Below are 23,704 nucleotides of genomic sequence, written 5' to 3' on the forward strand. Positions count from 1 at the left end.
TGGTCTTTCCGGGATAGTCACGTGGCACTCGTGCAGGACCGGCCATGGTACCTCAACCGGCAGACTCCCGCTTATAGGGGTTTCCCCGCCTGCCACCGCTGCAAAACCCACCGTAAAGCAGTAAAGTAGGCGCCCGGCATACAACAGGGGTGATGCAATCAATGGTCTTACTGGTTCTGGTTACCGTGCTCTGGGCCTTTTCGTTCAGCCTGATCGGCGAATTCCTGGCTGGCCGGGTAGATAGCGACTTCGCGGTATTGAGCCGAGTCTTGCTGGCAGCCCTGGTGTTCCTGCCGTTTACCCGCTGGCGCGGCGTTCCCTCCGGGATGAAGCTGGGCATACTGGTGACCGGTATGCTGCAGTTCGGCATCACCTATCTGTGCCTGTATCGCTCGTTCAGCTACCTGACGGTGCCGGAAGTGTTGCTGTTCACCATTTTTACCCCCCTGTACGTAACCCTGGTGGATGATGCCCTGGCCCGCCGGTTTTCGCCGGTGGCCTTGCTGGCCGCGGCCATTGCCACACTGGGGGCCGGTATTATTCGATATGATGGCCTCAGTGAGGATTTCATTACCGGGTTCCTGTTGCTGCAGGTGGCCAACTTCACCTTCGCCGCCGGGCAGGTAGGCTACAAGCACGTGATGCAACGTTATCCTCTGGCGCTGCCGGGGTATCGCACCTTCGGTTATTTCTTCTTTGGCGCCTTGATTATCGCGCTGCCCTCTTTCCTGATTTTCGGTAATCCGGACAAGTTGCCCTCAACGCCCTTGCAGTGGGGCATTCTTGCCTGGCTGGGCCTGGCGGCGTCCGGCCTGGGGCTGTACCTGTGGAACCGCGGTGCCTGCAAGGTGGATGCTGGCACCCTGGCGGTGATGAACAATGCCCTTGTACCCGCCGGCCTGCTGGTGAATCTGTTGATCTGGAATCGGGACGCAGATCTGCTGCGCCTTGCCGTTGGTGGAGTGGTGATCGGGTTCTCTCTGTGGGTGAATGCTCGCTATCATCCCAGGGCAAAGCTTGTCGCATCATCCTGAGCTAGCAGCCTTTTTTCTAAAGTGCCGTGCACTGTTGCCGTTACACCAATAGGACACGGCGTAACCTATTCGCTATTTCATTGATATATATCTATAACTAAGCTGTTGCCGTGAAATTCTATCGAGCCAACGGACGAACAGTTCCCCATGCGCAAGAACCTGCCTGTCACCCAGCGTGAGATCCGCATACCTGAAGGGATGCGACTGATCAGTACCACCACTCTCAAAGGGGTGATTACCTATTGCGATGATGACTTTGTCACCATCAGCGGTTACAGCCGGGACGAACTGATCGGCCAGGCCCACAACCTGATCCGGCACCCGGATATGCCCCCGGCGGTATTTGCCGATATGTGGGAATACCTGAAAGCCGGCAAGGCCTGGATGGGGGTGGTGAAAAACCGGGCGAAGTCCGGTGATCATTACTGGGTGAGCGCCTACGCTACGCCAATCTGGGAAAATGGCCAGATGGTGGGCTATGAATCGGTGCGTGTCGCCGCTACACGGGAGCAGATTGCCCGGGCAGAACGCCTGTATCGCAAGATTGCCGAAGGTCGACTGACGTCGGGTTGGCGCAACCAGGCGCTGTCCATGGCACGCTCCGGTTGGCCATTTGCATTATCCTTGGGCCTGAGCCTGGGCGCTCTGGCGCTTGATCGGCCGACGTTGGCTGTGCTTCTGGTGGTGGCTGGCCACCTGCTGGGCTTCGGTCTGGTGTTCTCCTCCATCTCGAACCGGCTTGTGGGCCTGCTGGCGCTGCGTCCGGATGCCTTCCAGGATCCCATCGTCGCCCGCACCTACAGCGATGAGCGTGGACTGATGTCGCGGCTGGCATTGCTGCTGGTGAGTGAGGAGGCGCGAATCCGAACCGCACTGGCCCGCATTGATGATCAGGCTGAGCAATTATTGGAGCAGGTACAGGCGTCGCATGGTTATATCACCGAAGGTGCGGTGGCCATTGCCCGACAAAGGGCCGAAACGGACCAGACCGCCTCTGCCATCAACGAAATGACCGTCTCCATCCAGGAAGTGGCCGAGTCCGTTAATCACAACGCCCGGGAAGCGGAACAAGCCAATCGCCAGGCCCATGAGGGTAGCGAGCGCAGTGGTGAGGCACTGGGTGCCATCCAGCAACTGGTAAACCAGGTTCAGGGCATTGGTGACTCGGTGGGGCGGTTGGGCGAATCCACCCGCAGCATTGGCGAGGCGGCGGATCTGATCAGCGAAATCGCCGATCAGACCAACCTCCTGGCCCTCAATGCCGCCATTGAAGCAGCCCGGGCCGGAGAACAGGGCCGGGGTTTTGCCGTGGTGGCTGATGAAGTGCGCTCGCTGGCACAGCGTACCCGGCAGTCGACGGTACGCATACATGAGGTAATTGAGGATTTCCGAGCCCAGGTGGATGAAACCGTGAACGCTGTCCGCGCCGGCGAAAAGATTGCCAGTGATGGCCTGAACCGGGTGCAGGGCGCGGCCGATGCGCTTAATGCCATCGTCAGCTCGGTGGATCGTATCTCCGAGAGCTTTATCACCATGTCCGCGGCGTTTGAAGAGCAGAGCCAGGTCTCTGATGAGATCAATCGACAGGTGGTGAATATTGCCAGCCTGGCTGACCAGAGTGATGAACAGGCGGATGCGGCAAAACAGAGCAGCGATACTTTGAGCCAGATGGCTGGCGGCCTGAAAGACCTGATTGCCCGATTTGTCAGTAAAACCCGATGATTAGCATTCCCGGGCCGCGCCGGGGACGATGAATTCTCCCGGCACGCACCCCTCAGCACTGGCATCATGCTGCCAGTGCTGGCAGAATCCCGCCCCAACAGCCCGCACCTCGTGCCGGGCGATCTGACAATTCGTATTTTCCTCAGCCAAAAGCACAGGAAGCAAACACATGACTCAGTCCAACTCCGCAGCAGACAGCGGGAACGGGGCTCGCGGACTCTGGTCTTCCAAGTTCGCGTTTATTCTGGCGGCCACCGGTTCCGCGGTTGGTCTCGGTAATATCTGGAAGTTCCCCTATGTCACCGGCGAGAACGGCGGTGGTGCCTTCGTTCTGGTGTACCTGCTCTGTATTGCCATCATCGGTATCCCCATCATGATGGCGGAAGTGTTTATAGGCCGGAACGGTCGTCATAACCCCATCACCAGTTTCCGCCTGGTGGCGGAGCGCAACCTGGCCTCGCCGGCCTGGCGCGTGTCAGCCATTGTCGGCATGTTGGCCGCGTTCATCATTCTGTCGTTCTACTCGGTCATCGGTGGCTGGGCGGCGTCCTACATTGGCCACGCGGCGATGGGCGATTTCACCGGCGGTACCGCAGAATCCGTGGGTGAGCTGTTCGGTGGCCTTCTTGGCAGCCCGATCCAGCTGCTGGCCTGGCACACGGTGTTCATGGCGCTGGTGGTGCTGGTGGTTTCCCGGGGCCTGAAAGGCGGCCTGGAACGCGCGGTCACTATTCTGATGCCGGCGCTGTTCCTGCTGTTGTTGCTGGTGGTTGGTTATGCGACGACGACCGGCCATTTCGGCGAGGCGGTCAGCTTCCTGTTCACCCCGAATTTTGAGGCACTGACGGTGAAAGGCGTACTGGTTGCCCTGGGGCACGCCTTCTTCACCCTGAGCCTGGGTATGGCCATCATGATGGCTTACGGTTCCTACCTGGGCCGTGATGTCTCCATCGGCCGCACCGCCGTCAGCGTGGCGATCATGGATACTGTGGTGGCACTGCTGGCGGGCCTGGCCATTTTCCCGGTGGTGTTTGCCAACGGCCTGGAAGCCGGTGCCGGCCCCGGCCTGATCTTCCAGACCCTGCCCCTGGCGTTCGGTAACATGCCCATGGGCAGCCTGTTCGGCACCCTGTTCTTTGTGCTGTTGCTGTTTGCGGCGTGGACCTCCGGTATCTCCCTGCTGGAGCCGGTGGTTGAGTGGGTTGAAGAGAAAACCAGCCTGGCCCGCACCGGCAGCGCTATTCTGGTGGGCGTGCTGTGCTGGGCGCTGGGCATTGTGTCCATTCTGTCCCTGAACGTCTGGTCTGATGTGACGCCGCTGGGCATGTTTGCCGCCTTTGAAGGCAAGACGGTGTTCGACCTGCTGGACTACTTCACCGCCAACATCATGCTGCCACTGTCTGGCCTGCTGACCGCCATTTTTGTGGGCTGGTTTGTGGCCAAGGAATCGCTGAAGAGCGACCTGGCCCTGCAGGGTGGCGCGTTCAGCCTGTGGTACAACCTGATCCGGTTTGTGACCCCGATTGCCGTGGCGATCGTGTTTGTTTACAACCTGACGGCCTGAAGCCTGGCCCCCTGGGCCTGACAGAACAAGCCGACACCTGATCTTCGGGTGTCGGCTTTTTTGTTTTACGTTTTCTAAAGTTTGAATTGCCCGACCCGAACGCTGAGCCCTTCGGCCATGCGGGCCAACTCCTCACTGGCGGCGGATACCTGCTCGGTGGAAGCGGCGCTTTGTTCGCCGACATCCCGGATCAGTGTGACGTTCTGGTTGATGTCTTCCGCAACCGACGACTGCTGTTCTGCTGCGGTCGCGATCTGGCTATTGTATTCCCGGATGTCGTTAACGGCCTGGGCCATTTCGCGAATGGTGACACCGGCATGCTCGGCCCGTTGCAGGGTTTGACCGGCCAGTTCGGTACCGGCTTCCATGGTTTTGACGGAGCCTTCCGAGCTGGTGACCAGGTTGGTGATCAGGGTCTCGATTTCCTGGGCCGAGCTCTGGGTACGCTGGGCAAGGGAGCGGACTTCATCGGCCACCACCGCAAAGCCCCGACCCTGTTCGCCGGCCCGGGCGGCTTCGATGGCCGCATTCAGGGCCAACAGGTTGGTTTGCTCGGCCACGGATTTGATCACATCCAGCACGGTGCCGATGTTCTGAATATCACCCTGTAAGCCGTGCAACTGCGACATGACTTCCTGCAGGTTGGTGTTCAGGTCGGTCACAAAGGTCAGGGTCTGGGATACCGCCGCCTCGCCCTCACCGGAGGTCTGGCTGGCCATTTGGGCTGCCTCAAAGGCGGACTCTGCGCTCTTGGCCACCTCGTTTACCGTCGCGACCATTTCGTTCATGGCGGTGGCGACCTGATCAGTCTGGTCCCGTTGGTCCGAGACCCCACGGCGGGTCTGGTCGGTCACTGCAGAGAGTTCCTCCGAGGCGGAGGCAATGCCGGAGGAGTCGCTGCCAATCTGCTGGATCAGATCCCGGAGTTTGGTGACCATGGTGGAGAAGGCGGACAACAGAGCGCCGAACTCATCGCCCCGCTGGCTTTCGACACGCACGGTAAGGTCACCGTCTGCGACCCGGTTGGCCACTTCGACCGCCTCACGGATGGGTGCGGTAATGGAGCGAATCATGAACCAGGCGATCATGACCGCCACTAGCAGAGCTACGAGAGTGATGGTGAGGAGTGTGGTAATCGCGGTGCTGTACTGCTCCTTCATCCGGGTTTCCTGGATTTGCTGAAGTTCATCGGCTTTGTCGACCATTGCAATGCCACTTTGCTTCAGTTTGTCCGCGATGGTATCTATGGTGGCTTGGTTTGCGTCGAGGTTACGGGCCAGCTCGGAAAGTTGCGCAGAATAGGCTTTGCCCTCGTCAGCAATAAAGTCCACCCGGGCATGATCGTTGGGCACAATGAAGACTTTGCGCAACTCCTGTAGTGTGTCGATGGCATCATTTAGCAAGCCTTCGGCCGCTTGCCGGTGTCGCTCATTTCTGGTCAGCTGGAAGTTCCGTTCTTCAATGCGCATTTCGAGCAAGGCGCTTTCGGCAGAGCCCGCTCCGGCCACAATCATGGAGCGCTGATTGTATTCTGAGAAAATGTTGATGGCTGAACCGGCAATCACTGCGGCCATTATCACTAGCAGAGCAAAGCTGGCTGAGAGCTTTTTGCCGACCGAGATATTGTTGAGCGAAGAAGAGAGTGACATTCGGTGCGTCTCCTGACCGACAATGTGCATTTGTAAACAGAATAGCGCTAATAACCCGTTGCCAAAGGCCGCTGCCCTGAACTCCGCAGTCTGCTATTCCTCCGTATCCATCACGGCCTTGAGTTGGTCCATGTAAGGCCTGACTGCATTTTTGTTGGCTTCCGGCGCTGACGCGCCTGTGGCCATGGCGGACATCCCCTGTTGCATCATGGCGCGCATCTGGGCTTTCTGTGCTTCCGACATATTGGGGTTGTTTTCGATTTCCGCCATTGCGGCGTTCATTTCAGCCTGGATTTGTGGGCTCTGGGCACCCATTTCCAGAGCAAACCAGGCCTGCATGACTTTGTCGCCGATACTTGCCCAATCTTCGATATTGCTGAAGCCCTGTTGCTTTACCAGGCTTTCGACTTCGTTGTAGGCCGGATGACCTTTCATTCTGAGGATACCGTCTGACATCAAGCGTGAGAAGTCGATGTCGTCGTCTGCGTCGTCCTCTTCGGCATCGAATGCGTCCTGATATTTATCCTGCAGCGGTTGCATGGCCTGCATGCTTCGGATGAAGGCCTGGACATCGCTTTCACTCAGTGACTGGCTGAAACTGAGGGGTGACAGTAGCAAACAGGCCAGCGCCAGCACTGTGGTAGTCAAACGGCGATAGTTGCTTGTGGTATGTGTCATGAGGCGCTCCTTTGCGATCATGTTCCTTCGGGGCTTGGGTATCAGAGTAGCTTTCACATGGGCGCCTTGCCAGTCGGTACGTCAGACTTTTCCGCCCAGCAGTATCCGCACGGCGGTGCAGGCGTCTTCGAGTTCGTCTTCTTGGGGTTCGCGTCCGCCGATGATGTCGCTGTAGAGGCAGGATTCGGCGATGCGTACCATGAAGTAGGACAGGCTCTGGATGTTCATGGGCGGACTTAGATGGCCTGCCCGGACTTCGTCTTTGAGTAAGCGGGTGTTTACTTCTACGGTGCGGGCGTGCAGCGTGGAGTGGGATGAGGTGAGCATTTTCAGGGCGTATTCCGGGTCCTGGTGCAGGAATTTACGCAGCGGCGAGAAGTGCAGGATGGTGGTGTTGATGTGCCGGAACACGCCAACGACGTAATCTACGCCGTGGCCGGGAGTGATTTCCCGGGCTTCTTTGTAAAGGGGTTCGTAGAGCGACCAGAGGATTTCGCCAATCAGCAGGTCGCGGTTGCCGACCCAGCGGAACAGGGTGGCGCGGCCGATGTGGAGGTCGTCGGCGAGGGCGGCCAGGCTGATTTTTTCCCCTTTTAGCCACATTCTTCTGGCGCGACGGAAGGCGTCCAGGGGGGTGGTTTTGGTGGTTGGTGTGGTCACTTCGGTCCCTTTGGCTGGTTTGGGGACATTCTATCGGTTGCCGGGGCTTGGGGCTATGGCTGGCAGTCCACGAGTCTGGTTTATAGCCTGCATGGTGAGGTGCATGAGCAGCCGGGGTGTCCCCTCCAAAAACCGCTACGAGCACATCCATGTGCGCTTCTCTCCGGCCATCCATGGCCTCCGAAATTTTTGGAGGGAACACCCCGGCCGCTCATACCAAACCCAGAGTTGTTATCAGAGTGCTTGTTGAATCACACCCATAAATCGCCGATGGGCGTATCGGGGCTGAAGTGGTGCATTATCTGGGCTTGTAGTAGCTCGGCTGTTGCGATGGCGTCGATCAGGGCGTTATGGGAGGCATAGTGCGGCAGGCCGTAGCGGAGCCGGCTGTCGGCCAGGCGGATGGAGATCGGTTTTTTGCCCATCAGTTGCTGCCAGCGGCCGGGGTTGCGGTCCGGGTGCAGGTGGGCTTCGATGGCCATGGTGTCGATGACCGGGAAGCGGAGTTGTTCGTTCAGGCGCCATTGCAGGGCGGTATTCAGGAACGGGCGTTCGATGTTGCGGTAGTGCACTACGGGAATGCGAGCATTGAGGTGTTCGAACAGTGGGTCGAGGACATCTTCCAGGTCCGGGGCGTTTTCGATTTCGCTGTGGGTAATGCCGTGGATGGTCACAGAGGTTTTGTGCAGGGGCAGTCTGGGGCGAACCACCTGGTGCCAGCATTGGCCGAGCTGGATGCCTTCCAGGGTGAAGGGCACCAGGCCGATGCTGACGATGGAATGCTGGTCGGCTTCCAGGCCGGTGGTCTCGAAGTCCAGGGCCAGTAACGGGACGTCCCGGATCGGGGTGTCCGGACTTGGGCAGCCGGATTCGTAGAAGGCGCGGATTCTGGCGTCTTTTGCCTGTTCGGCGCCTTTGCGGTAATTCTCTGGCCAGTTCTGCTTGCTGTTGCCGCTTTTGATCAAGCTAGACATTCCGGGTGGCTCCCCCGGCGTTGTAGCGGAAGCGCAGGAATTTCTGGGCGTTGCTGACGACCTGGAAGGCGTCTTTCAGATGGCTGCGTTCAAACGGCGACAGGTCTTCCGGGCGCACGTTGTTGTCTGGCTCGCGGCCCTCTTCAATGGCCAGGGCCTGATGGCGGATGCGGACGATGGAGATGAATTCCAGGGCATCCCGCAGGTTGCCGGCATCGTCGTCCAGCATGAGTTTGGTTTTGGCGATGTCGCGCAGGCGTTCGAAGGAGTTCTGGGAGCGGGAACCGCAGGCCAGGGCGTGCACCCGGATGAGGTCAGAAACCGGTGCGGTGCCGCGGCGTTTGAGGTTGAAGGTTTTCTGGTGTTTGCCGTCTTCTTCCAGGACGAAGGTGCGGAAGAAGCCCAGGGGCGGCGTGCGGTTCAGGGCATTGCGGGCCAGGAAGGTAAGGAAGCGCTGGCTGTTGCTGGCCTTGTTCACGATCAGGGTTTTCAGCTGTTCAGCATAGTCGGTTTCGCCGTAGATGCCGTCCAGGTCGAAGAAGATGTTGCTGTTGAGCAGGGCTTCGGCTTTGGGGTTGTCGATCCAGTCGGTGAAGTAATCCTTCCACACGCTCAGCGGTTGTCGCCATTTCGGATTGGTGGCCATGATGTCACCGGTGCAGTAGGTGTAGCCGCATTCAGCCAGGCCGTCGGAGACAAATTTGGCCAGGGCCAGGAAGTACTCGTCGTGCTCTTCCGGGATGAAGCTGTCGTCCAGCACCATGGCGTTGTCCTGGTCGGTAACCACCAGCTGTTCGTCCCGGGCCATGGAGCCCAGGGCCATAAAGCAATACGGGATGGGTGGCGGGCCGAGTTTTTCCTCGCCCAGCTCCAGCAGGCGCTGACTGAAGCTTCGGCCGATGCCAGCCATGGCGCTGCCGATCATGTGGGAGTTGGCGTCTTCATTCACCATGCGCACGAAGCTGTCGCGCACTTCGCGGCTGATTTTCTTCAGGCCTTTGACGTCGTTCTGGTGGTAGATGTTGCTCACCAGGTACAGGCTGCTCTGGCTCTCGTATTTGACGATGTCGGACAGCGCGATAACGCCGCGCACTTCATGGTCTTCCATCACTGGCAGATGGTGCACGTTATTGTGCAGCATGGTAAGCATGGCTTCGAAGATGTAGCTGCGGGCGCTGATGGTAATCAGCCCTTCGGACATGATCTCGCTGATGGGGGTTTCTGATGGCAGTGCGTTGGTGACCGCCCGGGTGCGCAGATCCCGGTCGGTGATGATGCCCTTGAGCCGGGGTGACTCCCCACTTTCGTCCATCAGCAGCAGGGCCGACACGCCGTTGTCGGTCATGATCCGGGCGGCTTCCTGCAGGCGCACGGTGGTTGGGGCGGAGACTGGCTCGCGGGCGATTAGCCGGGTGACCTTGGCGGACATCAGTTCGTTGGATTTGTACCGGCGCGAGACCGCCGAACGCAGGCGACTGTGGTCTTCAATCTCGACAAAATCCGCGAAGTTTTCGTCGTTTTCCCACAGATGCTGGAAGGTCTCGTAGGGGATTTTGTAGATCAGGCAGTCTTCGATGGCTTTGGCCGGAAAGCGCACTTTCTGATTGCGCAGCAGGCCAAACTGGCCAAAGATTTCGCCCTCACCGATGCGGTTGTAAAGCTCGCCGGAGCGCCGGAAGATTTCCACCGCACCACTGCGGATGTAGTGCAACCAGTAGTTCTGCTGGCCCAGCTCAAGAATCTGGGTGCCGGCCCGGTAATAGACCACTTCGATGCCAGTGACGATGCGGTCGAGCAGTTCTTCGGGCATTTCGTCGAAGGGGGCGTGCTGGGCGATGTGGTTGCGGATGTCGAGCAGCTCGGCCTGCATGGGCTCTCCAGGGTTGATCGGTCTTGTTCTGAAGCCGGCGATTGCGGTGCCGCCGTTTCCGGAGTCTGGCCAAACTATAGCAGTTGTCTGTCCGGTTGGTGTACCTTGGCGGCGAGAATGGCGCTGGTTGGAGAAAGGTTTATGGTCAATAAGTTACTGGTAACCGGCGGGATTCGCTCCGGTAAGACCGGGCTGGCTGAGCAGAGGGCCAAAGCGGCCGGCAACGACGTGGTTTATGTGGCGACCGCCACTGCAGGCGATGGTGAAATGGCACTGCGTATCCAGCGTCACCAGGAACTGCGGCCGGACCACTGGCAGCTTGCTGAAGAGCCGCTGCGTCTGGGTCAGGTATTATCAGAGTATGCCAGCGGCCCGGAAGAACCGCCGTTGCTGTTGGTGGACTGTATGAGCCTGTGGCTGAGCAATCTGCTGTTTGCCGACGGCGCCTTGTTCCAGCCCGAACGGGCGGCCTTTCTTGAGGCGGTTGAGGTCTATCCTGGCTCCCTGGTCATTGTGACCAACGAAGTGGGGCTCGGGACCATCGGCATGGATCCGCTGACCCGTCGCTTTGCGGATGAGCTGGGCTGGCTCAATCAGGCCCTGGCCCAGCGTTGTGATGAGGTGGTGATGGCCGTGGCGGGTTTGCCACTTACCCTCAAGGCTGGTGGCTGATCAGGCTGCGAAAGACACCGAATTCGGACTGGTCCACCTGTATCCGGCTGCGGCAGGCGTAAGGCACGGCAAAGCCGGTGAATGATCTCTCCAGCGGAATGCCCAATACATTGGCCAGCACCATGCGGATCACGCCTCCGTGGCAGACCACCAAGACCCGTTTGCCGGCAAGTGTTTGCTGCCATCGATCAAAACCGTCAATAGTGCGCTGGTAGAAATCCGTCACAGCTTCACCGCCGGGGGGGAGGCAGTTGATGGGGTCCTGCCAGAAGTGGTTAAGAAGATCCCCATAGCGCTCCTGGATCTGCCCAGCGGTCAACCCTTCCCACTCACCAAAGCCGATCTCCCTGAGATCTTCTTCGATATGCAGTGGAATTCTGTGTTCTTCGGCCAGTTGCTGGGCAAAACGCTGGCATCGTTGCATGGGTGAACTGACGATGGCATCCCACTGATCACTCTCTGCGATGGCAGCTATCATCTGTTGCCACCCGGTGACGCTCAAGGGGTCGTCTTTACTGCCCCGGAACATCTGGCCGCCTTCCGGTTCGCCGTGGCGTATCAGGTCGATTACTGTGGTGGTCATAGGGCTATTCTTCCGATTTGCCACTGACGCCAGCGTCGGTAAAACGGGCCATCCGGTTATGCAGCGCGCAGGCGGCGCGTAACAGGGGAACGGCAACGGCGGCACCACTGCCTTCTCCCAGGCGCATGCCAAGATCCAGAAGCGGCGAGGCATCAAGTGCCTCCAGCACGGCAGTGTGGCCGGGTTCGGCTGACCGATGCGCAAACAGAAGCCACTCGCGCGCAGCCGGTTGTTGATGCACGGCCACCAGTGCAGCGACTGAGACAATAAAACCGTCCACCAGAACCGGGATCCGGCGCGCGGCGCACCCCAGGATGGCGCCGGTCAGTGCGGCTATTTCAAAGCCTCCCAGAGAGGCCAGTACCGTCAGCGGGTCCCGGTCGGGACCATGTCGGTGCAAGGCCTTCTCAACCACCCGGGCCTTGCGGGCAACGCCCTCGGAGTTCAGCCCGGTGCCCGGGCCAACGAGGATGGCGGGCTGCTGATTCAGTAAAGCGCAGGCCAGTGCGGCGGCACTGGTGGTGTTGCCAATGCCCATATCGCCGCCAATAAACAGGCTGCAGCCGGCGTTTGCAGCGCGCCTGGCGGCTTCGTCGCCACTGGAGAGCGCGGATTCAAGCTGGCGCGAAGACATGGCCGGTGATTCTGCCATGTTGGCCGTGGAAGGGGCGATAATCTGATCTATGACGCCTGGTAATTCCGGTACTTCGCCAACGGTACCCAGGTTGACCACTTCCAGACTGGCACCGAGTTCCTCGGCCATCACGCTGATGGCGGCGCCGCCGCTGGCAAAATTGGCGATCATCTGGGCGGTGACAGCCTGAGGAAATGCGGAAACGCCTTCAGCGCAAACGCCGTGATCGCCGGCAAACACCACCATTCGCGCCGGATCAACGCTGGGTCTGTCGGTGCCGTGCAGGCCCGCCAGACTGATGGCGAGCTGTTCCAGCTGCCCGAGAGAGCCGGGTGGCTTTGTGAGCACCTGCTGACGCTCGGCGGCAAGTGCTGTGTGCTGAACCGAGGGCCGTGGGGGAGACGTGAGCCAGCTGTCGGGCAGTGCCATGGCGATGGGTCCTTGTAGGCGGAAAACCGAGGATGGTCTAACCGGGAGGCAAGGCTGTCAAGTTTCGTGACCGGTCGGTTAGACTTGCCGTCAATTGATTCAGGGAGACTGGCTTTGGATACGTTTGTGGTTGCAGTGCTGGTGTGCGGTGCCGCGGTTTTGTTGGACTGGTTGATGGGTGAGCCCCGTCGGTGGCACCCGCTGGTGGGCTTTGGTCGGTGGGCATCCCTGTTGGAGCAACGCCTGAATGATCAGCAGGCTTTCCCGGCGCAAAGCCTCTTGCTGGGGTTGCTGGCGACCCTGGTAGCGGTCCTGCCAGCCGTCGTACTGGCAATTTTTCTGCAATTCCTGCTGGAGGGCTGGCTGTGGCTGCTCACTCAGGTGGCCGGTGTCTGGCTTGCCATTTCATTAAGGGGGCTGGCGGAACATGGCCGGGCGGTGTCGACTGCGTTGGCTTGCGGGGATGGTGCCAGGGCCCGGCTGGCGGTTGGCCGAATTGTCAGTCGGGATGCTGCAGCGTTGAGTGACGAAGGCGTTGCCGCCGCGGCCTCGGAATCCATGCTGGAAAACGGTGCGGATGCGGTGTTTTCAAGCGTGTTCTGGTATCTGGTCGCTGGCTTGCCCGGACTGGTTTTGCACCGGCTGGTGAACACGCTGGATGCCATGTGGGGCTACCGGACGCCACGATATCTGTATTTCGGACGCTTCGCCGCCAGGCTCGATGATGCTATGAACTGGGTGCCTGCCCGGCTAACTGCCTTGACCTATGCGTTGCTGGGCAATACCCGGCTGGCCGTGAAATGCTGGCGTGAACAGTCCGGGGCATGGGACAGTCCGAACGCCGGCCCGGTGATGGCAGCAGGAGCGGGCGCGCTCGGTGTCACTCTGGGCGGCCCGGCGCCGTATCCCGGTGGCGTGAAGCTGCGACCGCTGTTGGGCAGCGGGCAAGGCGCCACGGCGCAAACCGTGGAGGGCGCGATTTCCCTGGTTCAGCGCGGCGTGATGCTGTGGCTGTTGGTGTTGTTGGCCTTGGCCGCAAGTCTGAATGCGTTCTGGCCAGGAGGTATCGGGTGACAGCGTTCGATGGTGGTGATTTGCCGGAGCATGGAGGCCGCCTGAGGGCAGCGGCTCAGCGCTGGGGCATTCCTCCGGAACAATGGCTGGATCTCTCCACCGGTATTAATCCTGTGCCCTGGCCGGTTCCGGCAATTCCGGCAGAGGTATGGCAACGGCTGCCGGAGCCGGAAGATGGGCTGGAAGAGATTATCCGTATCTGGGCCGGGGCACCGGAGCGTGCCTGCTGCCTACCCGTAGCGGGTTCCCAGGCGGCGATCATGGCCCTGCCAGCGGTTCGTGCCCGTAAGCATGGTTTCGGTCGGGTGGCCGTGCCCATGCCCGGTTATCGTGAGCATGGTCATGCCTGGCGGCGAGCGGGATTCGACGTGGTGGCGATTCCTGAACAGGCGACAATGCAAGCGGAGCTGGCATGGCTGGATTCTGTGGATGTGGTGGTCTGGATACAGCCGAATAATCCGACCGGGCAGTTGATCCCCGTTGAACAGTTGCTGGTTTGGCGGGAGCGTCTGCGAGCGCGGCAAGGTTGGCTAATAGTTGATGAGGCCTTTTTGCCGGCTTGTGACCAACAGAGCCTGATAGCTGCGGGGGCCCTGAAAGGACTGATCGTCCTCAAGTCCATGGGCAAGTTTTTCGGTCTTGCGGGGCTTCGTGCAGGCGCTGTGATAGCTGAGGCAGAGACAGGCAGAGCTTTGAGATCTGAGCTGGGCCCCTGGCCCGTGAGCGGACCAGCGCGCTATATGATGGCGGAAATGCTTCAGGATAGAGCCTGGCAGCAACAGACAAGGGATCTGCTTGAACACCAGAGCCAACGATTGGGGGAGCTGTTGTCTGAGTCAGGGCTTGGTCTCAGTGACGGCACGATTCTGTTCCGTTATCTGAGACACGCCCGGGCTAAGGACTTTCACCGAGAACTGGCGCAGAAGGGTATTCTGGTGAGGTTGTTCGAGAATCCCCTTGCAATCAGAGTTGGACTTCCGGGCACTGAGCAGGAATGGCGTAGACTGGAACAGGCGTTAGAGCGCCTGGTAGGGCAGTGGGCGGGCGGCCACTAAAGCCGCCCGCTGTCGAGGTCAAGGATTGGTGACTACTGTGCCGAAGCTGATCGCGATAGGTAGCAGTGAGGTTTCAATGAAATCGGCCTGACTGTTGTCGGAAGGGTCGATGACCCGCACGCCCGGATTCGACAGAGTGGCGTCTGCCAGCCACAAACGACCTTCAGGGCTTAGCTCGATATCCCGAAAATCCATACCGGTCAGATTGTTGACTAAGGCCAGGGAGGTAGCGCCCTGAGACGGATTAAAGGATTGAAGCGAGATATCCTGCCAGCCCGCGTAGTTCAGTATGTAACCCTCAGTCGGGCTGATGATGACGACATCATTGATCTGAGTGTCAATGTCGGCGTCTGGAATCATTGAGGAAACCTGATAGGTCTCAGGGTCAACGACATCCAGGCTTGTGCCCTCAAAGGGCGCGGAAAAGCCTCCCAGATTAGTGATGACCAGCCCGATGCCTTCAACGTGCTGGATGTTGGAAGGGTTCCTGCCAATGAGAGGAATGCCTTTCACTGTGTCGGTAGCACTGGCATTGGTCTCGATTTCTGTGTCCGTTGTGGTATCAAAAACCGCAACGTACCCGTCATTGGTGGGGCTGTAATTGCTATCGAGCCGTTGCATGGTGATAAACAATTTGCCGTTTACGACAGCACCGGCTGACATCTGAACTACATCGCCCTGACTGTCTGTGGGTACATAGTCGCTTAGATCCAGGGTTTTGCCGGTGAAAAAGTCCTCAGCCCGGTTGGCGGAAGGGTTTACAACCCATGCCTCGTTTTTACCGTAACGGAGCAGATACCCTTTGCTTTCATTGGCAAAGACGATCTGGTACGGATTGGCGCTGCCTTGATCACCGGCTTCCAAAGTGCTGGCTTCCCAGACTTCTTTCCCGGGGTTTTCAATGTCGACCTTCAATACTTGGTCGCCGTTGAACTTCCTGATCAGGTAATAGTGCTGACCATAGCCATTCACTGTGATGTCCGAAATGCCGCTGAAATAACCTCCCGAAGCCTGCATGCCGGTATCTTGTATCGATACCAGCTCTACCTCACCGGAGGTGTAGTCATCGGCCGCCGTGGCTACGACCCCGAAGTTCTCGGTAATCACAGGGTCCGGTGTTGAAGATGAGGAATCGCCACCACAACCGGTCAGTCCGATGGTCAGTGCGAGCGCTGCAAGGGTGTTTGTGCGCAGTGAGAAAAATTCCGTTTGGTTCATGGTATTGCCTTTGTAATGGTCAGAAGGAATGCTTGATGTTGATAAACCAGCCACGCCCGGGGCCAGGGAACCGATTGAAATCCTGGTAGATTTCGTCGGTGATGTTGCGAACTTCCAGTCGTGCCTCAGTCATGCTCTTGTCCGGCCAGATCCGTTGCCATTGCACCGTAGCGTTAAGCGTCTCTCTGGCATCAGCTTCCAGGATATTGGCGGAGTCATAATAGAGTTCATCGTCCACCTGATAGGACAGGTCGATCTGGAAGGGCCTGAAACGCCAGCGGGTACCGGCAAGAAACGATTCGTGATAAATACCCGGCAACCGCTTTTCGAAACGCGTGCGCACTGAATTGTCGGTATTTTCCGACTCCTGCACTGTGGCATTGCCGTAGAGGGACCAGGTGGGGGTGATGGAGAAAACCCCATCCAGCTCCACGCCATAAACCTCGGCTTCCAGGTTGCGATAACGGCCGACGCCGCGCGCATCGTAGGTTGCGATTACCGCAGGGTCGAGCACCCGGAAATACCCCGTGGCTTCGGCATGCCCCCAGCCCTGGTCTATGCGCAGTGTCAGGTCGTAGTTCATGGATTCTTCCGGCTGCAGATCCGGGTTGCCGATAAACAGCCCCTGCTGACCATAAAGTTCCTGGAGCGTAGGAACCCGCACGTTATTTGCGATGTTGCCAGAGAGTGTCCAGTTGTTATCAACCAGATGGGTCAGGCCGAGCTGCCAACTGGTGTAATTGTCTCGGGAACGGGTAGCCTGGGTGGTTCCGTCTCCAAGTGATTCGTCTGATTCATCCCGAACGTGTACCTGACGAATGGCGGCCTGGGTTTTCCAGCGGTTATCGCGACTCTGCCAGGCGTGTGAGAGTGACCCCGTAGCCTGGAAGCGTTCCCGCTCATCCCGAGGGTCTGGGTCTTGTCTGTCGTCCTGCTGGTAGTCATAGCGGGTGGTATCAAAGCTTAGCGTGATGGTGTGGTTGCCAAGCAAAGCGGAGAGGGTATTCACCAGCCCAAGCTGTTGTGTGTCGGTTTTTACATCGGAGACTCCGAGACCTACCCGGCCGCTGGTATTGTCGTAGTGTTCGGTGATATCGCCGACAATCAGGCGATGGCTGGAGTGCAGCTTGCCCTGTAACCATCCACGTTCCTGACCCTGAAGTTGTAGGCGAAAAGTTTCGTTCGCCAGAGACGCATCGTTGTCCCGCCAGTTCTGGATAGTAGGCACACTTTGCTCATAGCGGGTGTATTGGAGCAGAGCGTTGACTTTTGCGGTCTGGGTTATTTCCCAGCCCAGTTTTGTACTGAACGCGTCCTGTTGATAATCAGCATTACGACGCTTTGTGGTCTTGCCATCGTTCGGGTTGAACCAGTCGCTGTCGTTGGGGTATTCGAAGTCGTTATTGCTGGTTTGTCGATCAAGCGACACCCAATAGTAAAAATCGTCGTGGCTGCCGCTGTTGAAGAGGCCGGTTCGGTAAGTATCAAAGGAACCAGCGCCGACATTGATGCTGGTGGCATCCTCGATGTCTTTGCCAAGACTCTCCAGTACCACCACACCACCGATGCCCGCCTGAGGCAGCTGTGCCGGGGCTCCACTGGGGTACACCTGAATACGGCTGACATCAGTTAACGACAGTTTGCCGAGGTCAACACCGCCGGTGACCGGATCGTTCAGTAGCATGCCGTCCAGAACAACCTGTACCTGCCGCGAGGTCGATCCTCGAATGGACACTGACGAGGCGCTTCCCAGTCCGCCGCTTTGTCGGATCTGGACGCCGGCCTGATCGCTAAGAACATCAGCGACTGAAGCGGTCCGGTTTTCGATGCTGGACCGATCCAGAACGCGCACGGGGCCTGTCGCCTGGCTGGGGTCTACATCGCTGGCGGCGTTGATGGGAGTGGCTTCCACCACGATAAAAGGAAGTGTATCTTCTGCGATGACATTGGTGGCCATCAGCGAAAAAATGGAGATAACAATTTTCTTCATCAGGGAGATGGGCACCGGCTGCATTTCTTTGTGTCTGCAACCAGCATTGTTGCGGTTTCTGGTTGCCTGAACAGCTACCAAAAGAGAAGAGGCATATACGCCTGCTCCGTGTTCTGACCCTCCGTCAAAAGCACTGATAGCCGGTAGCAGGCCGGTCTCCGGGCTTGCGGCTGGCATTCTTGCCAGAGTAGGATGCCTTCCCACAGCGTTTTGCTGCAGTGGCTGGCTCAGGGCCATTCCTCTCGTACCGCATACCGTTGCGGGGGCAGCGTCGGAATTTCACCGAACTTCCCAGTTTCACCCATCGCTCAGTCGAACAGTTGTCGCGCTTGAGGTGGGCACCTGCTACGGATAAAAAATTTGAGTAAGAGTTTACGGTGTGGCCAAGAGGTCGTCAATAAATGACAAATAGTTCAGAGTTAGCCAGCGCTCAGCCAGCGCTCAGGAGGTCTCATGATAGTCATTCGGGTTTTAGTGCTTTTACTAATGCTCTCCAGCCATGTGGTGGCTGATGTCTGTGCCACGGACGATAACGGAGTGGAGCTTTGTTTGCCCGGGCCTGCCCAGCGCATCGTGACACTATCCCCCGGGGCGACGGAGCTGGCGTTTGCCGCCGGTGCTGGTGAGCAGGTTATCGCTGTTGTTGATTACAGCGATTATCCCCCGGAGGCTGAAATGTTGCCCAATGTCGGGAGCCATACCCGGATTGACCTGGAGACATTGGTCGCTCTTAAGCCGGATCTGGTGGTTACCTGGGTGTCTGGTAATCCGGTTGAGCAGGTCAATATGCTCAATCAGCTTGGCATGGCCACTTTTGCGATTGAGCCACGAACGTTTGAAGGTGTGTCCTCGGTGTTGGAGAGGCTGGCGTCGCTCGCGGGTACAGAGTCTGAGGGTTATGCTGAGGCGGCCCGGTTTCGACAGGGAATTGCCGCATTGGCCAAGCAATATCGGGGGCGTGAACCCGTTCGTGTGTTTTATCAAGTGTGGGATCAGCCTTTGATGACGATCAATGATGAGCATCTGATCGGAAAGGTGATTTCTTTGTGCGGTGGCCAGAATATTTTTGGCGAGATGGCTCGCCTGGTGCCGCGTATCGGGCCGGAAGATGTTCTGGCCGGTGACCCCGAAGCCATCCTGTCGGGCGGCACCGATGAAGACGGCAACAGTTATACAAGCCTTGAGCGCTGGAGGGAGTTTGGCGCGATGGCGGCGGTAGCGGCGGATAATTTGTTTATCATTCCGGCCTCGCCCATTTCACGCCCCACGCCGCGTTTGCTGGAAGGAGCGCGCACCATTTGCGAGAAACTGGATGTGGCGCGTGCTCGGTTGTAATAACACAAGGATCCGCTTGAGGGACCGGGAATGATGCGAGCGCTGACAATACTGACGGTTATTGCGGCACTGGCTTGTGCGCTTTCCCTCGCCGTCGGCAGTGTTACTATCCCGCCCGGTGATCTGTGGCAGGTTGTTCTCGGGCAGGGTGATACGCTGGATCGAACCCTGTTAATTGAACTTCGTTTACCCAGAACGCTTTCGGCTTTTGCCGCAGGTGGTCTGCTCGCGATTGCGGGGGCTTTGATGCAGGTGTTGCTGCGAAATCCGCTGGCCGACCCCTATGTACTGGGGCTGTCCGGTGGTGCTGCCACCGGTGCGCTGCTGGCCATGCTTGCCGGGGCTGGAATGTTGCTGGTGTCTGGCGCGGCCTTTAGTGGTGCGATGTTTGCGACTCTTTTGGTGTTCGGGCTCGCCCATGGCACAGGGAGCTGGACGCCGTCGCGATTATTGCTCACGGGTGTTGTTACCGCTGCTGGCTGGGGCGCAGCAATCACCCTGATGCTTGCCATTACTCCCTCCCATAAATTACCAGGGATGCTGTATTGGTTGATGGGCGATGTGTCGTATGCCCGTTTGCCATGGCCAGCCGTGGTGGTGCTGGTGATTGCGGTTATTGCCTTGATGCCGCTGGCACGCAGCCTGAACGTGCTGGCCCGGGGGCCGTTGCAGGCCGCGGCTCTGGGCGTGTCGGTTCGCCCCCTGGAATGGGCTATTTATCTGTTGGCCAGCCTGCTGACGGCCACGGCGGTAACCTCGGTGGGCAGCATCGGGTTTGTCGGTCTGATCGTGCCCCATATGCTGCGCCTCGTCCTTGGGAATGACCAGCGTATCATTCTGCCGGCAAGTGCCCTTGCTGGCGGTACCCTACTGGTTCTGGCCGATACATTGGCTCGAACGGTGATTGCACCGGAGCAGTTGCCGGTGGGTGTGATTACCGCCTTGCTGGGTGTGCCCACCTTCCTTTACCTGTTGCACCGGAGCCGATGATGACGATTCTCTCAGCTCGCGAGCTAATCATTGATGTTCCGGGGCGCTCGAATGGTACGCAGCTCAGCCTGGAGGTAGCTCCTGGCCAGATCTGGGGTGTTTTGGGGCCGAACGGCGCGGGGAAAACCACGCTGTTGCATACCCTGGCAGGGCTAAAAGCACCCAGGTGCGGTGAGGTGCGGCTTGATGATGTTGAATTAGCTGCCATGCCCCGGCGGGAACTGGCCCGGAAGCTGGGGTTGGTATTTCAGGAGCGACAAGACAGCTTTCCTGCCACGGTACTCGAAACCGCATTGATTGGTCGCCATCCTTGGTTGTCAGTTTGGCAAAGTGAACAGGCCGAGGATATCCGTCGGGCAGAAGCCGCGCTTGACGCCCTGGACGTTGGTGAGCTTGGGGAGCGTTTGCTGAATACCTTGTCCGGCGGTGAACGACAGCGCGTTGCGATCGCCACATTGATGACTCAGGATCCTGCTGTATGGCTGCTTGATGAACCGACCAATCATCTGGATTTGCATCATCAGGTCCAGGTGATGCGGCTATTGAGTGTCTGTGCCCAGTGCGACAAGAGCATCTTCATGTGCCTGCACGACCTGAATCTGGCCGCTCGATGGTGCACTCATGTTTTATTGCTGTACCCGGACGGCCAAGCCTGTTGGGGGCCGACAGAGCTGATGCTGGTGCGCGATGCCCTGGAAGGCCTCTATGGCCAGAAACTGATTGAGCTGCATAAAGATAACATTCGCCTGTTTGCACCGGCGAACGACTGAAGGAGATTCCGTGAAAGACCGCGCCAAAGACCCCGAACGCCACGCCAGGCGCATGGCAGCAAAACAGAAGATCATGCAGGAACGCATCGCCCGAGCCCAGAAAGAACAGGGCGTGTTGCTGGTGCTCACCGGCCCCGGCAAGGGCAAAAGCAGTTCCGGCTTTGGCATGGTGGCCCGGGCTCTGGGCCACGGTATGAAAGTGGGCATCGTCCAATTTATCAAAGGCGCATTCAGCACCGGTGAGGAAGCTTTCTTCCGTGGACTGCCGAACGTGACCTACCACGTGATGGGCCAGGGCTATACCTGGGACACCCAGAACCGGGAACAGGATGTGAAGAGCGCAACCGATGCCTGGGAAGTCGCAGCTGGCATGCTCAAAGACGACAGCTACGACCTGATTCTGCTGGATGAACTGAATATCGCCCTGAAGTACGATTACATCGATCTCGATCGGGTGCTGGACGACCTGCAGGCTCGTCCGGAAATGCAGCATGTGGTGGTCACCGGTCGCGGGGCTCCTCAGGAACTGATTGATCTCGCTGATACGGTCACCGAGATGGGTGTGGTCAAACATGCCTTCAAGGATCAGGGCATCAAGGCCCAGAAGGGTGTGGAGCTGTAAATGCCCACCCTGATGGTGCAGGGCACCACCTCGGATGCTGGCAAAACCACGGTGGTGGCTGCCCTGTGCCGTTGGCTGGCGCGCCAGGGCGTGTCGGTGGCGCCGTTCAAACCCCAGAACATGGCGCTGAACAGCGCAGTCACCGTGGATGGCGGCGAGATTGGCCGTTCCACGGTATTACAGGCGCTGGCCTGTGGCCTGGAACCCCACAGCGACATGAACCCGGTGTTGTTGAAACCCCAGAGCGATTGCGGCGCCCAGGTGATCTTGCGGGGCCAAGTCCACGGCAACATGGACGCCCTGGATTATCACGCCTACAAGGCGCAGGCGATGGCCTCGGTGATGGCCAGCTGGCAGGCATTGAGTGCCCGTTACGACGTGATCATTGCCGAAGGCGCCGGCAGCCCCGCGGAAATCAACCTGCGCGCTAACGACATTGCCAACATGGGCTTTGCCGAAGCCGCCGATTGCCCGGTGTTGCTGGTAGGGGATATCGACAAGGGCGGTGTCTTCGCCCAGCTGGTGGGCACACTGGCGTTGATTTCCGACAGTGAGCGGGACAGGACGGCGGGCTTTGTCATCAACCGGTTTCGTGGTGACATCGGCCTGCTGGAGCCCGGCCTGGACTGGCTGACTGAGCATACCGGCAAGCCGGTGTTCGGCGTTCTGCCCTATCTGCATGGCCTGGTGATCGACTCGGAAGATAGCGTGGGAACTAGCGGCACCAGTGAGGCCGGGGCCCTGAACGTGGTGGTGCCGGTGCTGCCCCGGATCAGCAACCACAACGATTTTGATCCGTTGCGACTCCACCCGGGCGTTGACCTGGTTTTCGTTGGCCCGGATGAACCCATTCCGCCAGCGGATCTGATTATTTTGCCCGGCAGCAAAAGCACCCGGCACGACCTTCAGTGGCTGAAGCAACAAGGCTGGCCGGAGACCATCCAGAAACACCTGCGGTATGGCGGCAAGCTAATGGGTATCTGTGGCGGCTTCCAGATGCTGGGGCTTAAAGTGGAAGACCCGGAAGGGCTGGAAGGTGAAGTCGGCACTACGAAGGGCCTGGCCCTGTTCGAGATGGTGACCCGTATGGTGCCCGGCAAGCAGCTTCGAATGGTAAATGGCGGGCTGACCTCCCATATTGCCAGCACGGCGGTGACAGGCGCCCTGAAAGGCTATGAAATGCACAACGGTGTCACGGAAGGCGCGGCGCTGGTGCGCCCATTTGCAGAGCTGGAAGGCCGGCCGGATGGCGCCGTCAGTGCGGATGGCCAGGTGGCGGGTACCTATATCCACGGCGTCTTCGACGAGCCAGCCGCCTGCCATGCCATTCTGGCCTGGGCAGGCCTTAAAGCACGGGGCGAGCAGGCGGTGGACTACCAGCGTCACCGTCTGCAGCAGCTTGATCGCCTGGCCGATCAGGTGGAGCAGTGCCTGGACACAGAGCGGTTGAGGAGGCTGTTACAGTTGTGAGTAACCCGAATGATCCCTTCACCGATGGCCAGCGCGAAGGCCTGTACCGGGCCATCTTCGAGCGCCGGGATGTGCGCTCCCAGTTCCTGCCGGATGCCATTCCGGAGGCGGTTCTGGCGCGCATCCTGAGAGCTGCCCACCATGCCCCGTCGGTCGGCTTCATGCAGCCCTGGGATTTCATCGTGATCGACAGCCTGGCGGTGCGCGAGCGGGTGCTGGAAAGTTTTAACGAGGAAAACGCAAAGGCCTCGGAAAACTACACCGGCGAGCGCCAGCAAACCTATCGGAGCCTGAAACTGCAGGGCATTCTGGAAAGCCCCATCAACCTCTGCATCACCTGTGATCGATCCCGCGGCGGTCCCAATGTCCTGGGGCGTAATTCCATTATGGAAATGGATCTGTTCAGCACCTGCCTGGCGGTGCAGAACCTCTGGCTGGCGGCACGGGCCGAGGGTATTGGCGTGGGCTGGGTGAGTATTCTGGATCAGGATGTGCTGTCGAATATCCTGCAGTTGCCGGATCATGTATACCCACTGGCCTATCTTTGCCTGGGCTATGTCAGTGAATTCCTGGAGCAACCGGAATTACAGTCCAAAGGCTGGCGTTCCCGGCTGCCGCTGGAAGATCTGGTGCATGGTAATACCTGGGGTGGCGCCCTTGATCAGGAGTCCCTGCTGGCCCGGTTAAAGCAGGTCTGACATCGGGGTGGAC

21 protein-coding genes and 1 riboswitch are annotated in these 23,704 nt (G+C 58.9%); of the genes, 12 read left to right on the plus strand and 9 right to left on the minus strand.

Annotated features, from left to right (window positions below; genetic code table 11):
* Positions 1-161: 161 nt before the first annotated feature.
* From ACF8YQ_RS00975 to ACF8YQ_RS00985, 3 genes are all read left to right on the plus strand, one after another.
* Positions 162-1,034 carry a carboxylate/amino acid/amine transporter gene (locus ACF8YQ_RS00975; protein WP_011783815.1) on the plus strand — a complete coding sequence of 291 codons (873 nt, stop codon included), beginning with the start codon at positions 162-164 and terminating at the stop codon, positions 1,032-1,034.
* Positions 1,035-1,181: 147 nt separating this feature from the next.
* Positions 1,182-2,756, plus strand: coding sequence for a PAS domain-containing methyl-accepting chemotaxis protein (locus tag ACF8YQ_RS00980; protein ID WP_396622340.1), 1,575 nt, complete (start codon positions 1,182-1,184; stop codon positions 2,754-2,756).
* Between the two features lie 169 nt (positions 2,757-2,925).
* Positions 2,926-4,320, plus strand: a complete 1,395-nt coding sequence (locus ACF8YQ_RS00985) for a sodium-dependent transporter (RefSeq protein WP_011783817.1) — start codon at positions 2,926-2,928, stop codon at positions 4,318-4,320.
* Positions 4,321-4,394: 74 nt separating this feature from the next.
* Here ACF8YQ_RS00985 and ACF8YQ_RS00990 read toward each other — a convergent pair whose 3' ends face one another.
* The 5 genes from ACF8YQ_RS00990 to ACF8YQ_RS01010 all read right to left on the minus strand — a co-directional run bounded on the left by ACF8YQ_RS00990 (position 4,395) and on the right by ACF8YQ_RS01010 (position 10,151).
* Entirely contained in the window at positions 4,395-5,969 is a 1,575-nt protein-coding gene (locus ACF8YQ_RS00990; protein WP_396622341.1) for a methyl-accepting chemotaxis protein, read from the minus strand.
* Between the two features lie 93 nt (positions 5,970-6,062).
* Positions 6,063-6,647 carry a hypothetical protein gene (locus ACF8YQ_RS00995; protein WP_396622342.1) on the minus strand — a complete coding sequence of 195 codons (585 nt, stop codon included), beginning with the start codon at positions 6,645-6,647 and terminating at the stop codon, positions 6,063-6,065.
* Between the two features lie 81 nt (positions 6,648-6,728).
* Positions 6,729-7,307: a QsdR family transcriptional regulator gene (locus ACF8YQ_RS01000; RefSeq protein ID WP_396622343.1), complete on the minus strand. Its 579-nt coding sequence runs from the start codon at positions 7,305-7,307 to the stop codon at positions 6,729-6,731.
* Positions 7,308-7,558: 251 nt separating this feature from the next.
* Positions 7,559-8,281 (minus strand): 3'-5' exonuclease, encoded by a 723-nt coding sequence (locus tag ACF8YQ_RS01005; RefSeq protein WP_396622344.1) that lies wholly within the window; start codon positions 8,279-8,281, stop codon positions 7,559-7,561.
* Positions 8,274-10,151 carry a putative nucleotidyltransferase substrate binding domain-containing protein gene (locus tag ACF8YQ_RS01010; RefSeq protein WP_396622345.1) on the minus strand — a complete coding sequence of 626 codons (1,878 nt, stop codon included), beginning with the start codon at positions 10,149-10,151 and terminating at the stop codon, positions 8,274-8,276. Before ACF8YQ_RS01010 ends, ACF8YQ_RS01005 begins: the two co-directional genes overlap by 8 nt.
* Before the next feature lie 141 nt (positions 10,152-10,292).
* Here ACF8YQ_RS01010 and cobU point away from each other — a divergent pair, with 141 nt between their 5' ends.
* The gene (cobU, locus tag ACF8YQ_RS01015) at positions 10,293-10,823 is read left to right on the plus strand and encodes a bifunctional adenosylcobinamide kinase/adenosylcobinamide-phosphate guanylyltransferase (RefSeq protein ID WP_396622346.1); all 531 of its coding nucleotides are present in this window, start codon (positions 10,293-10,295) and stop codon (positions 10,821-10,823) included.
* Here the strand turns inward: cobU and ACF8YQ_RS01020 are convergent.
* Together ACF8YQ_RS01020 and cobT are read right to left on the minus strand one after the other, a co-directional pair.
* Positions 10,807-11,406 (minus strand): histidine phosphatase family protein, encoded by a 600-nt coding sequence (locus tag ACF8YQ_RS01020; RefSeq protein WP_396622347.1) that lies wholly within the window; start codon positions 11,404-11,406, stop codon positions 10,807-10,809. The genes cobU and ACF8YQ_RS01020 overlap by 17 nt on opposite strands.
* A gap of 4 nt (positions 11,407-11,410) precedes the next feature.
* The gene (cobT, locus tag ACF8YQ_RS01025; protein ID WP_396622348.1) at positions 11,411-12,469 is read right to left on the minus strand and encodes a nicotinate-nucleotide--dimethylbenzimidazole phosphoribosyltransferase; all 1,059 of its coding nucleotides are present in this window, start codon (positions 12,467-12,469) and stop codon (positions 11,411-11,413) included.
* Positions 12,470-12,583: 114 nt separating this feature from the next.
* Here cobT and cbiB point away from each other — a divergent pair, with 114 nt between their 5' ends.
* Positions 12,584-13,543: an adenosylcobinamide-phosphate synthase CbiB gene (cbiB, locus tag ACF8YQ_RS01030; RefSeq protein WP_396622349.1), complete on the plus strand. Its 960-nt coding sequence runs from the start codon at positions 12,584-12,586 to the stop codon at positions 13,541-13,543.
* Positions 13,540-14,598 carry a threonine-phosphate decarboxylase CobD gene (gene cobD, locus ACF8YQ_RS01035; RefSeq protein WP_224851598.1) on the plus strand — a complete coding sequence of 353 codons (1,059 nt, stop codon included), beginning with the start codon at positions 13,540-13,542 and terminating at the stop codon, positions 14,596-14,598. Before cbiB ends, cobD begins: the two co-directional genes overlap by 4 nt.
* 18 nt (positions 14,599-14,616) lie before the next feature.
* On the opposite strand, the gene ACF8YQ_RS01040 is transcribed toward cobD, so the two are convergent.
* Complete coding sequence (locus ACF8YQ_RS01040) at positions 14,617-15,816, minus strand: hypothetical protein (protein ID WP_224851599.1); 1,200 nt, start codon at positions 15,814-15,816, stop codon at positions 14,617-14,619.
* A 19-nt stretch (positions 15,817-15,835) separates the two neighbouring features.
* The gene (locus ACF8YQ_RS01045) at positions 15,836-17,806 is read right to left on the minus strand and encodes a TonB-dependent receptor plug domain-containing protein (RefSeq protein WP_396622350.1); all 1,971 of its coding nucleotides are present in this window, start codon (positions 17,804-17,806) and stop codon (positions 15,836-15,838) included.
* A gap of 131 nt (positions 17,807-17,937) precedes the next feature.
* Positions 17,938-18,167: riboswitch (cobalamin riboswitch) on the minus strand.
* A gap of 92 nt (positions 18,168-18,259) precedes the next feature.
* Between ACF8YQ_RS01045 and ACF8YQ_RS01050 the strand changes: the two genes are divergently transcribed.
* From ACF8YQ_RS01050 to bluB, 6 genes are read left to right on the plus strand one after another with little or no spacing between them, the layout of a single operon-like run.
* The gene (locus ACF8YQ_RS01050) at positions 18,260-19,141 is read left to right on the plus strand and encodes a cobalamin-binding protein (RefSeq protein WP_224851601.1); all 882 of its coding nucleotides are present in this window, start codon (positions 18,260-18,262) and stop codon (positions 19,139-19,141) included.
* Between the two features lie 30 nt (positions 19,142-19,171).
* Complete coding sequence (locus ACF8YQ_RS01055) at positions 19,172-20,131, plus strand: iron ABC transporter permease (protein ID WP_224851602.1); 960 nt, start codon at positions 19,172-19,174, stop codon at positions 20,129-20,131.
* Positions 20,131-20,901 carry an ABC transporter ATP-binding protein gene (locus ACF8YQ_RS01060; protein WP_224851603.1) on the plus strand — a complete coding sequence of 257 codons (771 nt, stop codon included), beginning with the start codon at positions 20,131-20,133 and terminating at the stop codon, positions 20,899-20,901. The genes ACF8YQ_RS01055 and ACF8YQ_RS01060 overlap by 1 nt, the downstream gene beginning before the upstream one ends.
* Positions 20,902-20,911: 10 nt before the next feature.
* Positions 20,912-21,523, plus strand: coding sequence for a cob(I)yrinic acid a,c-diamide adenosyltransferase (gene cobO, locus ACF8YQ_RS01065; RefSeq protein WP_224851604.1), 612 nt, complete (start codon positions 20,912-20,914; stop codon positions 21,521-21,523).
* Positions 21,524-22,993 carry a cobyric acid synthase gene (locus ACF8YQ_RS01070; RefSeq protein WP_396622351.1) on the plus strand — a complete coding sequence of 490 codons (1,470 nt, stop codon included), beginning with the start codon at positions 21,524-21,526 and terminating at the stop codon, positions 22,991-22,993. It abuts the gene before it with no gap.
* On the plus strand, positions 22,990-23,691 hold the full coding sequence (bluB, locus tag ACF8YQ_RS01075; protein WP_224851606.1) for a 5,6-dimethylbenzimidazole synthase: 702 nt from the start codon (positions 22,990-22,992) through the stop codon (positions 23,689-23,691). Before ACF8YQ_RS01070 ends, bluB begins: the two co-directional genes overlap by 4 nt.
* The last annotated feature ends 13 nt before the right edge of the window (positions 23,692-23,704 follow it).

The organism is Marinobacter sp. W-8, assembly GCF_044342215.1.
Classification (GTDB): domain Bacteria; phylum Pseudomonadota; class Gammaproteobacteria; order Pseudomonadales; family Oleiphilaceae; genus Marinobacter; species Marinobacter nauticus.

What these genes read in the sequence shown, in the direction of transcription:
- ACF8YQ_RS01045 (WP_396622350.1), bottom strand. Translation starts at nt 17,806, where the DNA reads ATGAAGAAAATTGTTATCTCCATTTTTTCGCTGATGGCCACCAATGTC.
- ACF8YQ_RS01060 (WP_224851603.1), top strand. Translation starts at nt 20,131, where the DNA reads ATGACGATTCTCTCAGCTCGCGAGCTAATCATTGATGTTCCGGGGCGC.
- cobU (WP_396622346.1), top strand. Translation starts at nt 10,293, where the DNA reads ATGGTCAATAAGTTACTGGTAACCGGCGGGATTCGCTCCGGTAAGACC.
- ACF8YQ_RS01055 (WP_224851602.1), top strand. Translation starts at nt 19,172, where the DNA reads ATGATGCGAGCGCTGACAATACTGACGGTTATTGCGGCACTGGCTTGT.
- ACF8YQ_RS01070 (WP_396622351.1), top strand. Translation starts at nt 21,524, where the DNA reads ATGCCCACCCTGATGGTGCAGGGCACCACCTCGGATGCTGGCAAAACC.
- cobT (WP_396622348.1), bottom strand. Translation starts at nt 12,469, where the DNA reads ATGGCACTGCCCGACAGCTGGCTCACGTCTCCCCCACGGCCCTCGGTT.
- ACF8YQ_RS01050 (WP_224851601.1), top strand. Translation starts at nt 18,260, where the DNA reads ATGATAGTCATTCGGGTTTTAGTGCTTTTACTAATGCTCTCCAGCCAT.
- ACF8YQ_RS00975 (WP_011783815.1), top strand. Translation starts at nt 162, where the DNA reads ATGGTCTTACTGGTTCTGGTTACCGTGCTCTGGGCCTTTTCGTTCAGC.
- ACF8YQ_RS01020 (WP_396622347.1), bottom strand. Translation starts at nt 11,406, where the DNA reads ATGACCACCACAGTAATCGACCTGATACGCCACGGCGAACCGGAAGGC.
- ACF8YQ_RS00980 (WP_396622340.1), top strand. Translation starts at nt 1,182, where the DNA reads ATGCGCAAGAACCTGCCTGTCACCCAGCGTGAGATCCGCATACCTGAA.
- ACF8YQ_RS01040 (WP_224851599.1), bottom strand. Translation starts at nt 15,816, where the DNA reads ATGAACCAAACGGAATTTTTCTCACTGCGCACAAACACCCTTGCAGCG.
- ACF8YQ_RS00995 (WP_396622342.1), bottom strand. Translation starts at nt 6,647, where the DNA reads ATGACACATACCACAAGCAACTATCGCCGTTTGACTACCACAGTGCTG.
- ACF8YQ_RS00990 (WP_396622341.1), bottom strand. Translation starts at nt 5,969, where the DNA reads ATGTCACTCTCTTCTTCGCTCAACAATATCTCGGTCGGCAAAAAGCTC.
- ACF8YQ_RS01010 (WP_396622345.1), bottom strand. Translation starts at nt 10,151, where the DNA reads ATGCAGGCCGAGCTGCTCGACATCCGCAACCACATCGCCCAGCACGCC.
- ACF8YQ_RS01005 (WP_396622344.1), bottom strand. Translation starts at nt 8,281, where the DNA reads ATGTCTAGCTTGATCAAAAGCGGCAACAGCAAGCAGAACTGGCCAGAG.
- ACF8YQ_RS00985 (WP_011783817.1), top strand. Translation starts at nt 2,926, where the DNA reads ATGACTCAGTCCAACTCCGCAGCAGACAGCGGGAACGGGGCTCGCGGA.